Raw genomic sequence first — 14,169 nt, forward strand, 5'->3', positions numbered from 1 at the left:
ATTATTTTCCGGAAATTCCATGCCTTCTACCTTGTCACTCGCCAGCCGGCGGGTTCTGCGTTTGTGCGCCGCCGCTGTTTTTGTGACTACTTTGGTAGCGTGTTCCAAAGCCGAGGCCCCCAAAGAGCCCTTGCGCGCCGTCAAGGTGCTGACCGTGGCCGGTGGTGCTTTGAATGTCGAGGGCGAATATGCGGCCGAAGTGCGTTCGCGTGTGGAGTCCCGACTGGGTTTCAGGGTTGCAGGCAAGTTGGTGCAGCGCTCTGCTGAGCAAGGGCAGCGTGTGGCGGCAGGTCAATTGCTGGCTCAAATTGACGCGCAAGACTACCAATTGGCCGCTCAGGCGGCTTTGGCGCAGGTGAGTGCTGCGCAAAGCCAGCGCGATCTGGCGGCGGCCGACTTCAAACGCTTTGAAGCCCTGAAAGCGCAAAACTTCATCAGCGGCGCGGAGCTGGAGCGTCGCGATGCCACCCTCAAAGCCGCCGATGCCGCCTTGAACCAGGCCAAAGCCCAAGCCCAAGCCCAAAGCAACCAGGCGGGTTACGCCCGTTTGATGGCGAGCCATGCCGGTGTGATCACGGCCGTCGAAGCCGAAGTGGGGCAGGTGGTGTCTGCGGGCCAGCCCGTGCTGCGTTTGGCCCACGATGGCCCGCGTGACGCGGTGTTTGCCGTTTCCGAGCAAATGGCTTTGGCCCTGAAAGTGGGGCAACCCATGCAAGCTACCTTGGCCAGCACGGGGCAAACCCTGAAAGGCAAAGTACGAGAGTTGGCCGCCAGTGCCGACCCGATCACGCGCACCTATGCCGTCAAGCTGGCGCTGGACGCCTCGGACCGCTTGCCTTTGGGGGCCACGGTCAACGTGCTGGCCGCCCAATTGCCAGGCAGTCAAAGCGCCGTGATCAAGTTGCCCACCAGCGCGTTGCGCCAGGAAGGGCAGGGCACGGTGGTGTGGTTGCTGGACGAATCCAGCATGACCGTGAACACCCAGTCGGTGCAAGTGGGACCTGTGGATGGCAACGAGGTGGTCATCACCTCGGGCTTGAAGCCGGGGCAAAAGGTGGTGAGCGCGGGGGTGCATGTTTTGTCGCCGGGCCAGAAGGTCACGGTGTATGGCGCTGCTGCCAGTGGTGCAGTGCCTGCACCCGCCGCAGCCGCCTCCACACCTGCACCCACAGCGCAGCGGTGACCGCATGAGCAGCACCGACAACACCGCATTCAACCTCTCGCGCTGGGCGCTGGAGCATCCGGCCCTGACCCGCTACCTGATGGTGGTGCTCATGGTCTTGGGCATGGCCTCTTACTTTCAGTTGGGGCAGGACGAAGACCCGCCCTTCACCTTCCGCGCCATGGTGGTGCGGGCTTATTGGCCTGGGGCGACCGCCGAGCAGGTGGCCGAACAGGTGACCGACAAGCTGGAACGCACCCTGCAGGAAGTGCCGTTCACCGACAAGATCCGCAGCTATTCCAAGCCGGGCGAGGCGCAGATCATTTTCCAGATCAAGGACAACTCCAAACCCGGTGATGTGCCTCAGGTCTGGTATGCGGTGCGCAAAAAGATCGGCGACATGCGCGGCAGCTTGCCGCAAGGCGTGGTGGGGCCATTTTTCAACGACGAGTTTGGCGATGTGTACGGCGTGATCTACGCCCTGAGCGGGCAAGGCTTTACGGCCGCTGAAGTCAAGACCGAGGCCGACAGCCTCCGCCAGACTTTGCTGCGCGTGCCCGATGTGGCCAAGGTGGAGTTGTTTGGCGCACAGGACGAAAAAGTCTTTGTCGAGGTCTCGCAAAAGAAGCTGGCCCAAATGGGCCTGGACATGGGCGCGGTGCTGGCCCAACTGAACCAACAAAACGCGGTGGAGTCGGCGGGCAGTTTGCAGTCGCCGGCCGATGTCTTGCAGGTGCGCGTGGGTGGCCAGTTCCAAAGCCTGGCCGATTTGCAGGCCATGCCGATCCGTGGGGCCTCTGGCGCGCAAATTCGCCTGTCTGACATCGCCACCGTGACCCGTGGTTATGCAGACCCGCCTTCGGTCAAGGTGCGCCACGAAGGCCAGGAAGTGATCGCGCTGGGCGTGTCCATGGCCAAAGGTGGCGACATCATCGCCCTGGGGCAATCCCTGCGTCAGGCGGTCGCCTTGGCGCAAACCCAGTTGCCTGCGGGCATGTCCCTCACGCAAGTGCAAGACCAGCCCAGCGCGGTGTCCAACTCGGTCAACGAGTTCATCAAGGTGCTGATCGAGGCGGTGGTGATTGTGCTGGCGGTGAGCTTTTTGGCGCTGGGCTTGCACAAGCGGCCTGGCAACAACCCCCTGTGGCGTCGCTGGACGCTGGACATTCGTCCCGGCCTGGTGGTGGGCATCACGATTCCGCTGGTACTGGCGGTCACGTTTTTGGCCATGCATTACTTTGGCATCGGCTTGCACAAAATCTCGCTGGGCTCGCTCATCATTGCTTTGGGCCTGCTGGTGGACGACGCCATCATTGCAGTCGAGATGATGGTCCGCAAGATGGAAGAGGGCTACGACAAGGTGCGCGCAGCCACCTTTGCCTATGAGCTCACGGCCATGCCCATGCTGACGGGCACCTTGATCACGGCCGCAGGCTTTTTGCCGATTGGCATGGCCAAGTCCATGACCGGTGAATACACCTTTGCGATTTTTGCGGTCACCGTGGTGGCTTTGCTGGTCAGCTGGGTGGCTTCGGTTTACTTTGTGCCTTATCTGGGCGCTTTGCTGCTCAAGCCACCAGCGCACGCGGTGTCGGCCGAGCACCTGGATTCGGCCGAGATGTACGACACCCCGTTTTACCGGCACTTTCGCACCTGGGTGACCTGGTGCGTCACGCACCGCTGGAAGACGATCGGCATCACCGTGTTCCTGTTTGCGATGGGCATTGTGGGCATGGGCAAGGTGCAGCAGCAGTTTTTCCCGGATTCCAGCCGCCCTGAAATCATGGTCGATTTGTGGCTGCCCGAAGGCTCGCCCTTCAAGGCCAGCGAAGACATGGCCAAGCGCGTTGAGCAGCGGTTGGCGCAGGAAGATGGCGTCAAGTCGGTCACCACTTGGGTGGGGTCAGGCGTGCCGCGCTTTTATTTGCCGCTCGATCAGGTGTTTCCGCAGACCAACGTGTCGCAGCTGATCGTGCTGCCCAAAGACCTGAAAACCCGCGAAGTGCTGCGCGCCAAATTGCCCGCTTTGCTGGCGCAGGAGTTCCCGGAGATCCGTGGCCGCGTCAAATTGCTGCCCAACGGCCCACCCGTGCCGTATCCGGTGCAGTTTCGCGTGGTGGGGCCTGACCCCCGTGTCTTGCGCCTGAAGGCCGACGAGATCAAGGCCGAGATGCGCCAAAACGCCAACACCCGGGGCGTGAACGACAACTGGAACGAGTCCGTCAAATCGGTGCGCTTGGAGGTGGACCAGGCCAAAGCCCGTGCTTTGGGTGTGACCAGCCAGTCCATCGCGCAGGCCTCGCGCACCTTGCTTTCCGGCTCCACGGTGGGGCAATACCGCGATGGTGACAAGCTCATCGACATCGTATTGCGCCAGCCTTTGGCCGAGCGTGACGCCTTGTCTGACCTGGGGCAGGCCTATGTGCCCACGGCTTCGGGCAAGTCGATTCCGCTCTTGCAAATCGCCACCCCGGTGTTTGCCTGGGAGCCCGGGGTGATGTGGCGCGAGGGCCGCCAATATGCGATCACGGTGCAATCCGACATTGCCGAAGGCTTGCAGGGTGCGACGGTGACGGCGCAGTTGTTGCCTGCGCTCAAAAAGACCGAAGCCACTTGGCAAGGCCAGGGCCTGAGCGGCTACCGCATCGAGGTGGCGGGCGCGGTGGAGGAAAGCTCCAAAGGCTCCGCCTCGATTGCGGCGGGCGTGCCGGTCATGCTGTTCATCACGTTCACCTTGCTCATGCTGCAGCTTCAAAGCTTCAGCCGCGCCATGCTGGTGTTCTTGACCGGACCCTTGGGCATGGCGGGTGTGGCCGGGGCTTTGCTGGTGCTCAACCGGCCGTTTGGCTTTGTGGCTTTGCTGGGGGTGATCGCGCTCATGGGCATGATCCAGCGCAATTCGGTGATCCTGATCGACCAAATTGAGCAGGACCGTGCCGCAGGCGTTGCCCCTTGGCAAGCCATTGTGGAGTCGGCCGTGCGGCGTTTGCGCCCCATTGTGCTGACGGCTGCTGCGGCTGTTTTGGCCATGATTCCCCTCTCGCGCAGCATCTTTTGGGGGCCGATGGCGGTCGCCATCATGGGCGGCTTGATCGTGGCCACGGCCCTGACTTTGCTGGCGCTGCCTGCGATGTACGCCGCGTGGTTCAGAATTGCGCGCCCAAATGAAGCCCGTGCCTGAATTTGGACAAATGAAGCGGCTAAAATAGAAAGTTGACCGATTTCAACCGGGCGGTCAGGTGCGTGAGGCAGCTTTGGGGCTGAAGAACGAACCTGACGCCCTTTTTGTTTGGACCTGCGCGGGTGGCGAAATTGGTAGACGCACCAGGTTTAGGTCCTGACGGTGGCAACACTGTGCGGGTTCGAGTCCCGCCCCGCGCACCAACCGACTTTTGGCCAAAGGGGCAACCCGGCGGCATGAGAGAAATTCAATTAACCGAGAACGACGATGACAGTGACTGTTGAAACCCTTGAAAAGCTGGAACGCAAGATCACCCTGACTGTGCCCGTGACGGCCATCCAGTCCGAAGTGGACGCACGCCTGAAGAAAATGGCCCGCACGGTCAAGATGGACGGTTTCCGTCCAGGCAAAGTGCCCATGAACGTCGTGGCCCAGCGCTATGGCTACTCGGTTCAATACGAGGTGCTGAACGACAAAGTCGGCGAAGCCTTCTCTGTGGCAGCCAACGAAGCCAAAGTGCGCGTGGCAGGTCAGCCCCGCATCTCTGAAAAAGAAGGCGCGCCCGAAGGCGAGCTGAACTTCGAAGCCATTTTCGAGGTGTATCCCGAAGTCAAGCTGGGCAATCTGGCCGACACCGAAGTCGAAAAACTGACCGCTGAAGTGTCGGATGCGGCCATCGACAAAACCATTGACATCCTGCGCAAGCAGCGCCGCACCTTTGCTCAGCGCGCTCAAGACGCCGCTGCACAAGACGGCGACCGCGCCACCATCGACTTCGAAGGCAAGATCGACGGTGAAGTGTTCTCCGGCGGCAAAGCCGAAGACTTCCAGTTCATTTTGGGCGACGGCCAGATGCTCAAGGAATTCGAAGACGCCGTGCGCGGTATGAAGTCGGGCGAAAGCAAGACTTTCCCCCTGGCTTTCCCCGCCGACTACCATGGCCAAGATGTGGCTGGCAAAACCGCTGACTTCCTGGTCACCGTCAAGAAAATCGAAGCCGCCCACCTGCCCGAAGTCAACGAAGCCCTGGCCAAATCCTTGGGCATCGCTGACGCGACCGTGGAAGGCCTGCGCGCTGACATCCGCAAAAACCTCGAGCGCGAAGTGAAATTCCGCTTGCTGGCCCGCAACAAGCAAGCAGCCATGGACGCTTTGGTCGCCAAGGCCGAGCTGGACCTGCCCCAGGCCATCGTGCAAAGCGAAATCGAGCGCCTGAAAGACGGCGCCCGTGCCGACTTGAAGCAGCGCGGCATCAAGGACGCCGACAAGGCCCCGATCCCTGACGACATCTTCCGCCCCCAAGCCGAGCAGCGCGTGCGCTTGGGTCTGGTGGTTGCTGAAGTCGTGCGTGGCAACACCCTGCACGCCAAGCCAGAGCAGATCAAGGCCCACATCGAAGAGCTGGCCGCCAGCTACGAGCGTCCCGATGACGTGGTGCGTTGGTACAACAGCGACAACCAGCGTTTGGCCGAAGTGGAGGCCGTGGTCATCGAGAGCAATGTGTCCGATTTCGTCCTGGCCCAGGCCAAAGTGGTCGAAAAAACCATTACTTTTGAAGAGTTGATGGGTCAACAGGCCTGATCGGTCTTTTGAATCCTTGAAGAATGGGGCTTGTGCCGGGCTTGTAGTCTGGCTCACAAGCCCCATCTCTTTGGTGGGGTTGAAAACTCAGGTTAAAGTCATTCTGAATTTCTTGGAGAAAAGATGAGCGCACTGGACATCACAAATTTGGGCATGGTCCCCATGGTCGTCGAGCAGTCGGGCCGTGGCGAGCGTGCTTATGACATTTATTCGCGTTTGCTCAAAGAGCGCGTGATCTTTTTGGTCGGTGAGGTCAACGACCACATGGCCAACTTGATCGTGGCCCAGTTGCTGTTTTTGGAGAGTGAAAACCCTGAGAAGGACATTTCGCTTTACATCAACTCGCCCGGTGGTTCGGTCAGCGCCGGCATGGCGATTTACGACACCATGAACTTCATCAAGCCCGATGTGTCCACCCTGTGCAACGGCATGGCCGCCAGCATGGGCGCGTTTTTGCTGTCTTCGGGTGCCAAGGGCAAGCGTTTTTCGTTGCCCAACTCCAAGATCATGATTCATCAGCCCCTGGGCGGTGCGCGTGGTCAGGCCACCGAAATCGAAATCGCAGCGCGCGAAATCGTCAAGACCCGTGCGCACCTGAACCGCATCTTGTCCGAGAACACCGGCCAGCCGCTGGAAAAAATCGAACTCGACACCGAGCGCGACTATTACCTGTCTGCGACCGAGGCCAAAGACTACGGTTTGGTGGACGAAGTCATTTCCAAACGCGCTTGAGGGTGGCCGGGCTTTCCGGCACCTTGGCTGACGGCGTTGACCTCCAAAGGGTGAACGCCGTTTTTCTTTCGTTATCATTGACGAATTCCGGATTCCGAGGCGACATTTATGGCCGATAAAAAAGGCTCGACCACTGAGAAAAACCTGTTCTGCTCCTTTTGCGGCAAAAGCCAGCACGAGGTCAAAAAGCTGATCGCAGGTCCGTCGGTGTTCATTTGCGACGAATGCATTGACTTGTGCAACGACATCGTGCGTGATGAACTCGCCACCACCACCGTAGCCGACGGCGGCAAAGAGGGCTTGCCGACCCCGTTGGACATCAAGACCAACCTCGACAATTACGTGATTGGCCAGGAAAAAGCCAAACGCAGTTTGGCAGTGGCGGTGTACAACCATTACAAACGCCTCAAGCACAAAGAGGGTGCCAAAAAAGACGACGTCGAATTGGCCAAGAGCAACATCTTGCTGATCGGCCCCACGGGTTCGGGCAAGACCTTGCTGGCCCAGACCATGGCGCGCATGCTGGATGTGCCCTTTGTGATGGCCGACGCCACCACCCTGACCGAAGCCGGTTATGTGGGCGAAGACGTCGAGAACATCGTGGCCAAGTTGCTGCAGACATGCAATTACGATGTGGAGCGCGCTCAGCGCGGCATCGTTTACATCGACGAAATCGACAAGATCACCCGCAAGTCGGACAACCCCTCCATCACCCGCGACGTGTCGGGCGAGGGCGTTCAACAGGCCCTGCTCAAGCTGGTAGAAGGCACCATGGCCAGCGTGCCTCCGCAAGGCGGCCGTAAGCACCCCAATCAGGATTTCCTGCAGATCGACACGACCAACATCCTGTTCATTTGCGGTGGTGCATTTGCCGGGCTCGAAAAAGTCATCGAAAACCGCACCGAATCCGGTGGCATCGGCTTTGGCGCCACGGTCAAGAGCAAAAAGCAACGCTCACTGACGGACGTGTTCAACGAAGTTGAGCCCGAAGACCTGATCAAATTTGGCCTGATTCCCGAGTTGGTAGGGCGTTTGCCCGTGGTGGCGACTTTGGCCGAGTTGACCGAAGAAGCGCTGGTGCAAATCCTGACCGAACCCAAGAATGCCGTGGTGAAGCAGTTCACCAAACTGCTGGCCATGGAAGGCGTCGAACTGGAGGTTCGCCCCAATGCTCTGAGCGCTATCGCACGCAAGGCGCTGGTACGCAAGACGGGGGCCAGGGGTCTGCGCTCTATCATGGAGCAGGCCTTGATCGATACGATGTTTGAATTGCCCAATGCGGTGAATGTTGAAAAAGTGGTGGTGGACGAGTCCGTCATCGATGACAACAAGCCACCACTGCTGGTTTACCGCGAGTCGGCCAAGCAGGCCTGACCCACATGCGCCGCACCATGATGAATGCCCCTTTGTTTGAATGGGTTGAAATCTCGGGTGCAGCATCCATGTGTAGCTGAATTGACCTGAGGGACACACCATGTCTGGACACACACCTTTGCCGCCCACCCCGATCGAACTGCCCATGTTGCCTTTGCGCGACGTGGTCGTGTTCCCTCACATGGTGATTCCTTTGTTTGTGGGGCGTCCCAAGAGCATCAAGGCCCTTGAGTCCGCCATGGCTGCCGAGCGCCGCATCATGTTGGTGGCTCAAAAGACCGCCGCCAAAGACGAGCCCGCCATCGACGACATGTTCGATGTGGGCTGCGTTTCGACCATTTTGCAAATGCTCAAGCTGCCTGACGGCACCGTCAAGGTGCTGGTCGAAGGCCAGCAACGTGCGCTGGTCAAGTCGATTGTGGATGGCGAGGCGCATTTTGTGGCCACCGTCACGCCCGTGGACCCGACCGCCGAGCAGTCCGAGCCCAGCAGCGAAATTGAAGCGCTGCGCCGCGCCGTGATGCAGCAGTTTGACCAGTACGTCAAACTCAACAAGAAAATTCCGCCCGAGATCCTGACCTCGATTTCCAGCATCGACGATGCCGGCCGCTTGGCCGATACCATCGCCGCCCATTTGCCTTTGAAACTGGAAAACAAACAGCAAGTGCTGGATTTGGCCAGCATCAAGGCCCGCTTGGAAAACCTGTTTGCCCAGTTGGAACATGAAGTCGACATCCTGAATGTGGACAAGCGCATCCGCGGTCGCGTCAAGCGCCAAATGGAGAAAAACCAGCGCGACTTCTACCTGAACGAGCAGGTCAAAGCCATCCAGAAAGAACTGGGTGAAGGCGAAGAGGGCGCGGACATCGAAGAGATTGAGAAGAAGATCAAGACGGCCAAGATGTCGGCCGAAGCCCGCAAAAAGGCAGAAGGCGAGCTGAAAAAGCTCAAGCTGATGTCGCCCATGTCGGCCGAGGCCTCGGTGGTGCGCAACTACCTTGAAGTGCTGACCGGTTTGCCCTGGAGCAAAAAGACCAAACTCAAACACGATCTGGGCAATGCCGAAGACGTGCTGAACCAGGACCACTTTGGCCTGGACAAAGTCAAAGACCGCATCCTGGAATATCTTGCTGTCCAACAGCGCGTGGACAAGGTCAAGGCACCTATCTTGTGCTTGGTCGGACCACCCGGTGTGGGCAAGACCTCGCTGGGGCAATCCATTGCCAAGGCCACCGGGCGTAAATATGTGCGCATGGCCCTGGGCGGCATGCGTGACGAAGCCGAAATTCGGGGCCACCGCCGCACTTACATCGGTGCTTTGCCCGGCAAAGTGTTGCAAAACCTGAACAAGGTGGGCACCAAGAACCCCTTGTTCTTGTTGGACGAAATCGACAAGTTGGGCACGGATTTCCGGGGCGATCCTTCGAGCGCTTTGCTTGAAGTGCTGGACCCCGAGCAAAACCACACCTTTGGTGACCATTACGTCGAGGTCGACTTTGACCTGAGCGATGTGATGTTTGTGGCCACGTCCAACTCGATGAACATCCCTTCGGCCCTGCTGGACCGGATGGAGGTCATTCGCCTGTCAGGTTACACCGAAGACGAGAAGACCAGCATCGCCATGAAGTATTTGCTGCCCAAGCAAATGGCCAACAACGGCGTCAAAGAGACGGAGTTGAACGTCAGCGAAGAGGCTGTTCGCGACATGGTGCGCTACTACACACGTGAAGCCGGCGTGCGTTCGCTTGAGCGCGAACTCGGGAAAATTTGCCGCAAAGTCGTCAAGGCTTTGCTGCTCAAGCAGATGAAGCCCCAGGTTCAGGTGACCGTCGACAACCTGAATGAATTCCTCGGTGTGCGCAAGTACAGCTATGGCCGTGCCGAACAGAAGAACCAGATTGGCCAAGTGGTGGGTTTGGCCTGGACCGAGGTGGGCGGCGATTTGCTGACCATTGAGGCGGCCCTCATGCCCGGCAAAGGTGTCATCACCCGTACCGGTTCACTGGGCGATGTGATGAAAGAGTCGGTCGAAGCCGCGCGTACCGTGGTGCGCAGCCGCTCACGACTGCTCGGCATCAAGGACGAGGTCTTTGAAAAGAAGGACCTGCACATCCACGTGCCCGATGGGGCCACGCCCAAAGACGGTCCGAGCGCTGGTGCGGCCATGACCACGGCCATGGTGTCGGCCATGACGGGCATTCCCGTGCGTGCCGATGTGGCCATGACCGGTGAGATCACGCTGCGAGGCGAAGTGACGGCGATTGGTGGCTTGAAGGAAAAGTTGCTGGCTGCCTTGCGCGGTGGTATCAAAACCGTGTTGATCCCTGAAGACAACGTCAAAGACCTGCAGGACATTCCCGAAAATGTCAAAAATGGTCTGGAGATCGTGCCCGTCAAGTGGATCGACCAAGTGCTGGACATTGCACTGGAAGCCAAGCCTGTGCCTTTGAGCGACGAAGAGGTGGCTGCTGCTGCAGTCACGGCCGTTACATCTACGGCAACGCCGCAAGCCGTGAAACATTGATGCAATTTTTTCGGGGCAACTCAAAATGCCCCGAAATTTGCATTACAATTCATCCATCGCAGCGAACACGGCATACAATGCTAAGTTATCTGAAATGCGGGAATAGCTCAGTTGGTAGAGCGCAACCTTGCCAAGGTTGAGGTCGCGAGTTCGAGCCTCGTTTCCCGCTCCAAACATTGAAAGAAGTGCCAACATCTTTCAGCAAAAAGGGAAGCAACAGCTTCCCTTTTTTGTTGGTTTTTTGAAGCCCACTGGTTTTGAAACAGGGCGCGGTAGCAAAGCGGTTATGCACCGGATTGCAAATCCGTGTAGGTCGGTTCGACTCCGGCCCGCGCCTCCATTCAAACCAGCTTGAAAAATTGATCCGAGTTGTGATTGGCAGCCGTTTTAGACGGTTTATCGATGTATAATTTGGGTCTTCTAAATGCGGGAATAGCTCAGTTGGTAGAGCGCAACCTTGCCAAGGTTGAGGTCGCGAGTTCGAGCCTCGTTTCCCGCTCCAGACATTGAAAGAAGTGCCAACATCTTTCAGCAAAAAGGGAAGCAAGAGCTTCCCTTTTTTGTCAAAAATGTGATTCTGGCGCGATAGCAAATCGGTTATGCAACGGATTGCAAATCCGTCTAGCCCAGTTCGACTCTGGGTCGCGCCTCCAAATCAAAGCCGTTACAGCGTCATGCTGTAACGGCTTTTTTTCACCACGTGGCCCCAGCACAATACAAGACGGCTGGGAAAGTGGCGATCCATGCCCAAAAGAATCGGTTGAGACCAAAAAACACGAACACCAAAAAATGGAAAAGCGCTGCCACGGCGCAAAACAGCCAAGCCAGCCGAACATCCAGCAATGCGAGTGGAAAGCAGCCCTCCCAAACCGTGAATGACCACGAGCACACCCTGGCAAGCATGGGGTGCCTGAAAATACTGCGGCTTGGCAACGGCCCGTAAATGCCCGTGTCCAAAAAGAGCGTCATGGCACGCCCCGACCGCCATTCGGGGCGCAACAGCTTGACCCAGCCTGAGACGAAATACGAGCTGATCGTTTGCAAGCTGATGTACCAAAACCCTGCGCGCCAGCCCCAAGACATGTCTGTCAGTGCCCCTGCTGTGTGTGCCAGCAACAAGCCACTGATGGCGACCAAGGTCATGAAGTCACTGCCGCCGTTGAAGGCACCGCGCCAGCGCAAAAGTAAGAGCAGCGCGATCAGAAACAACAGGATGGCACCACTCAAGCCGATGAGTCCGAACATCAGCGCCATGGCCAGTGCCAGGCGCAGCAAAAGCAGGGCGATGTAAGGCTTGGGCGCAAACAACGCATCGAGCAAAGCTTTGATCCACGCCGGTCTAGCGGGAATCTCTTGCCTCAGAACAGGCCAGACGGAGATGCGGTCCAGCGATTGCACGCGCAGGTATTCCAGCGTTTGCAAAGCCAAGCTCCAACCCAGCAGGATTTCGAAAACGCGGATGGACAGAGACAAGCTCATGTGCGCAGCTCCGGCGATCGCAGCATGAGTTGACTGCTTTGCCCACCCGGCAATTCCATGCGCAGTTCAAACTGGAAGGCATAAAGGTCGCGTACCGGTTCTTGGGCCATCATCGGGTGGTCTCCCCATTGACCCCCTTCCAGGGCTTGCCGGGCCAGTCGGCTGACCAATTGGTAAGTCACCTTGTGCTGAATGTCCGCGCCGTCGGGCAAATCGTTGATGTCGTTGGCCAGGTGGTCGACCAGATTCTGGTGTGTCAGCGCGAGATTGACCGCAGGATTGTGAAACAGATGCAGCCCTCGCAGCGGCAGTCTCGGATAGATCAGGCGCCAATCAGTCCAGCCCCCTGACTCGGACTGGCCACGCACATAGAGGCGAGGCGCGTGGTTGATGCCGTGGTAGAACTTCCAGTTGGGGAAAAACGCCCGAAAGAAAAACAGCCAAGGCCCTTCAATCGTGCCCCAGCGTTTGCGCAAAGAGACAGCCAGCAAGGCGAAATAAGCCACGATCAAAGCGGTGGTGAGGTCCATGTGCCCAGTTTATCGTCAGTCGAAATGCGCCCAAACAGCGTATCGGTGTCCGTTTGAACGCTGTGGGTGCGGAAAACGCGTCATTCTTGTGGCTTAATAATGCTTTGTATTTTTATCTGGAGCCATCCATGGGCAACAAAATCGTTACCGAAGCCGATCGTAAATTCACAGCACCTCTGCCAGCATTGCCAGGCGTGACATTGCGCACCCATGGCCGTGGCCAGCGCGTGAGCCTGGAGCGTGGTGTTGCCACGCGCAGCAAGAAAAACCCAGGCAAGCGCTCGAAAAAAGGCGGTTGATTGCTTCGGGATCTGGCCTTCGCCGATCCTGGACTGCCCCAAGCCACTGTTCTTCAGTGGCTTTTTTGTTGGTTCGTGCAAAAACGGGTGTTTGTTGAACCCGATCAACCCAAAGACAAAGGAGTCTGTGATGGTGGTTTCTTATGCATCCGTGTTGGTGGCTGGTTTGATGCCCATGATTTGTGCAGGCATCGCCAAGTCTGGCGCCAAAGGCTACGACAACCATGATCCCAGGGCCTGGTTGGCTCAGCAAACAGGCTTCAGGGCCAGAGCCAATGCGGCACAAGCCAATTGCTTTGAGGCCTTCCCCTTCTTTGCCATGGGAGTCGTGCTGGCACTGCTGACGGGCGTTGAACCTTGGGTGGTGGACATGCTGGCCGTGCTTTTTGTCGCGGCACGGGTCGCTTATGTGGCTTGTTACCTGGCCGATAAGGCCTTGTTTCGCTCGCTTTTTTGGTCTGTCGGCTATTTGAGCGTGATCGTTTTTTATGTCCTGGCGATGCAGAACTTGCAGATGAATTGAGCCGGGAAATCGGTTTTATCAAGGCACAATACAGCCTTGGCCCCGGTGGTGAAACTGGTAGACACACCGGACTTAAAATCCGTTGCTTCCTGAAAAGGGGCGTGCCGGTTCGATTCCGGCTCGGGGCACCATCGATACAGAAGCACCATCATGAAAAACGACAACGCACCGCTTGAAATTCATGTGCATGGTGATGTGCCGATCAAACCCGGCACCGACATCAAGGCGATCCAGGAAGCGCTCAAACCGCTTTGGCATTACGCAGGCGCCCGCACTTTGAGTGAAGGCTCGCCCAGCCTTTACGAAGAAGAGCCCGGTATTCGTTTTGACATCCACGCGCTTCGGCTGCAGATGTGCTGGACGGTCCGTGGCGATGATGATTTCCGCATGGTCATGGACGATCTGTGCATGAACCTCAACGAATTGTCTGCGGCAGGCACCCAGATCGAGGTGACTTTTTACGACACCGAATTTGACGACGAAGACGAAGCCAGTGGTGCGGACTCGCGTGACGACTTTGTGATGTTGTTTGTCGGTCCTGATCCTGGTGCCATCATGCAAGCCCAGCGGGACTTGCTGGTCCATGATGTCGTGAACATGATGGAGCGCCATTTTGATGGCTCAGAGTTGTCTGGTGTTGTGGCCGAAATTGACAAATTGTTCAGCCAGCGCTTTGACAATCTGGTGAGCTCCCTAGAGCTGGGCAAGCCACCCCGTGGTTCGGGTGGCAACAACAGTGGCCACGGTGGCGGTGGTCGCCGTCCACGCCACCTTCACTGAAAGA

At 58.1% G+C, this 14,169-nt stretch carries 11 protein-coding genes and 6 tRNA genes; 15 read left to right on the forward strand and 2 right to left on the reverse strand.

What is annotated here, in order from left to right; all coding sequences use genetic code 11:
* The first annotated feature begins 19 nt into the window (after positions 1–19).
* The 11 genes from B9Z33_RS09525 (at position 20) to B9Z33_RS09575 (ending at position 11,207) form a co-directional block, all read left to right on the forward strand.
* Positions 20–1,183, forward strand: a complete 1,164-nt coding sequence (locus B9Z33_RS09525; RefSeq protein WP_108286756.1) for an efflux RND transporter periplasmic adaptor subunit — start codon at positions 20–22, stop codon at positions 1,181–1,183.
* Between the two features lie 4 nt (positions 1,184–1,187).
* Positions 1,188–4,343 (forward strand): efflux RND transporter permease subunit, encoded by a 3,156-nt coding sequence (locus tag B9Z33_RS09530; protein WP_108287084.1) that lies wholly within the window; start codon positions 1,188–1,190, stop codon positions 4,341–4,343.
* 116 nt (positions 4,344–4,459) lie between these two features.
* A tRNA-Leu gene (locus B9Z33_RS09535) sits at positions 4,460–4,546 on the forward strand.
* Positions 4,547–4,610: 64 nt separating this feature from the next.
* Positions 4,611–5,924, forward strand: coding sequence for a trigger factor (gene tig / locus B9Z33_RS09540; protein WP_108286757.1), 1,314 nt, complete (start codon positions 4,611–4,613; stop codon positions 5,922–5,924).
* A gap of 123 nt (positions 5,925–6,047) precedes the next feature.
* Positions 6,048–6,656 (forward strand): ATP-dependent Clp endopeptidase proteolytic subunit ClpP, encoded by a 609-nt coding sequence (gene clpP / locus B9Z33_RS09545; protein ID WP_108286758.1) that lies wholly within the window; start codon positions 6,048–6,050, stop codon positions 6,654–6,656.
* A gap of 108 nt (positions 6,657–6,764) precedes the next feature.
* Positions 6,765–8,030 (forward strand): ATP-dependent Clp protease ATP-binding subunit ClpX, encoded by a 1,266-nt coding sequence (gene clpX, locus B9Z33_RS09550; protein ID WP_108286759.1) that lies wholly within the window; start codon positions 6,765–6,767, stop codon positions 8,028–8,030.
* Between the two features lie 100 nt (positions 8,031–8,130).
* On the forward strand, positions 8,131–10,554 hold the full coding sequence (lon, locus tag B9Z33_RS09555) for an endopeptidase La (RefSeq protein ID WP_108286760.1): 2,424 nt from the start codon (positions 8,131–8,133) through the stop codon (positions 10,552–10,554).
* A 96-nt stretch (positions 10,555–10,650) separates the two neighbouring features.
* Positions 10,651–10,726 (forward strand) — tRNA-Gly (locus tag B9Z33_RS09560).
* 94 nt (positions 10,727–10,820) lie between these two features.
* Positions 10,821–10,894 (forward strand) — tRNA-Cys (locus tag B9Z33_RS09565).
* Between the two features lie 86 nt (positions 10,895–10,980).
* Positions 10,981–11,056 (forward strand) — tRNA-Gly (locus tag B9Z33_RS09570).
* Between the two features lie 77 nt (positions 11,057–11,133).
* Positions 11,134–11,207, forward strand: a tRNA-Cys gene (locus B9Z33_RS09575).
* 40 nt (positions 11,208–11,247) lie between these two features.
* Here the strand turns inward: B9Z33_RS09575 and B9Z33_RS09580 are convergent.
* Together B9Z33_RS09580 and B9Z33_RS09585 are read right to left on the reverse strand one after the other, a co-directional pair.
* The gene (locus B9Z33_RS09580) at positions 11,248–12,033 is read right to left on the reverse strand and encodes a hypothetical protein (RefSeq protein ID WP_108286761.1); all 786 of its coding nucleotides are present in this window, start codon (positions 12,031–12,033) and stop codon (positions 11,248–11,250) included.
* Positions 12,030–12,563: a hypothetical protein gene (locus B9Z33_RS09585; RefSeq protein WP_108286762.1), complete on the reverse strand. Its 534-nt coding sequence runs from the start codon at positions 12,561–12,563 to the stop codon at positions 12,030–12,032. Before B9Z33_RS09585 ends, B9Z33_RS09580 begins: the two co-directional genes overlap by 4 nt.
* 128 nt (positions 12,564–12,691) lie before the next feature.
* On the opposite strand from B9Z33_RS09585, the gene B9Z33_RS15610 reads away from it, so the two are divergent.
* From B9Z33_RS15610 to B9Z33_RS09600, 4 genes are all read left to right on the forward strand, one after another.
* Positions 12,692–12,862 carry a hypothetical protein gene (locus B9Z33_RS15610; protein ID WP_167394290.1) on the forward strand — a complete coding sequence of 57 codons (171 nt, stop codon included), beginning with the start codon at positions 12,692–12,694 and terminating at the stop codon, positions 12,860–12,862.
* A gap of 130 nt (positions 12,863–12,992) precedes the next feature.
* The gene (locus tag B9Z33_RS09590) at positions 12,993–13,385 is read left to right on the forward strand and encodes an MAPEG family protein (protein WP_108287085.1); all 393 of its coding nucleotides are present in this window, start codon (positions 12,993–12,995) and stop codon (positions 13,383–13,385) included.
* A 39-nt stretch (positions 13,386–13,424) separates the two neighbouring features.
* Positions 13,425–13,516, forward strand: a tRNA-Leu gene (locus B9Z33_RS09595).
* 19 nt (positions 13,517–13,535) lie between these two features.
* Positions 13,536–14,165, forward strand: coding sequence for a DUF6806 family protein (locus B9Z33_RS09600; protein ID WP_108286763.1), 630 nt, complete (start codon positions 13,536–13,538; stop codon positions 14,163–14,165).
* Positions 14,166–14,169 lie beyond the last annotated feature (4 nt).

Source organism: Limnohabitans sp. T6-20 (assembly GCF_003063505.1).
Taxonomy (GTDB): Bacteria; Pseudomonadota; Gammaproteobacteria; order Burkholderiales; family Burkholderiaceae_C; genus Limnohabitans_A.

Bases quoted from the DNA above. Each gene is read 5' to 3' on its own strand.
- B9Z33_RS09525 (WP_108286756.1), top strand. From the start codon at position 20: ATGCCTTCTACCTTGTCACTCGCCAGCCGGCGGGTTCTGCGTTTGTGC.
- clpX (WP_108286759.1), top strand. From the start codon at position 6,765: ATGGCCGATAAAAAAGGCTCGACCACTGAGAAAAACCTGTTCTGCTCC.
- B9Z33_RS09530 (WP_108287084.1), top strand. From the start codon at position 1,188: ATGAGCAGCACCGACAACACCGCATTCAACCTCTCGCGCTGGGCGCTG.
- B9Z33_RS15610 (WP_167394290.1), top strand. From the start codon at position 12,692: ATGGGCAACAAAATCGTTACCGAAGCCGATCGTAAATTCACAGCACCT.
- clpP (WP_108286758.1), top strand. From the start codon at position 6,048: ATGAGCGCACTGGACATCACAAATTTGGGCATGGTCCCCATGGTCGTC.
- B9Z33_RS09585 (WP_108286762.1), bottom strand. From the start codon at position 12,563: ATGGACCTCACCACCGCTTTGATCGTGGCTTATTTCGCCTTGCTGGCT.
- B9Z33_RS09590 (WP_108287085.1), top strand. From the start codon at position 12,993: ATGGTGGTTTCTTATGCATCCGTGTTGGTGGCTGGTTTGATGCCCATG.
- tig (WP_108286757.1), top strand. From the start codon at position 4,611: ATGACAGTGACTGTTGAAACCCTTGAAAAGCTGGAACGCAAGATCACC.
- B9Z33_RS09600 (WP_108286763.1), top strand. From the start codon at position 13,536: ATGAAAAACGACAACGCACCGCTTGAAATTCATGTGCATGGTGATGTG.
- lon (WP_108286760.1), top strand. From the start codon at position 8,131: ATGTCTGGACACACACCTTTGCCGCCCACCCCGATCGAACTGCCCATG.
- B9Z33_RS09580 (WP_108286761.1), bottom strand. From the start codon at position 12,033: ATGAGCTTGTCTCTGTCCATCCGCGTTTTCGAAATCCTGCTGGGTTGG.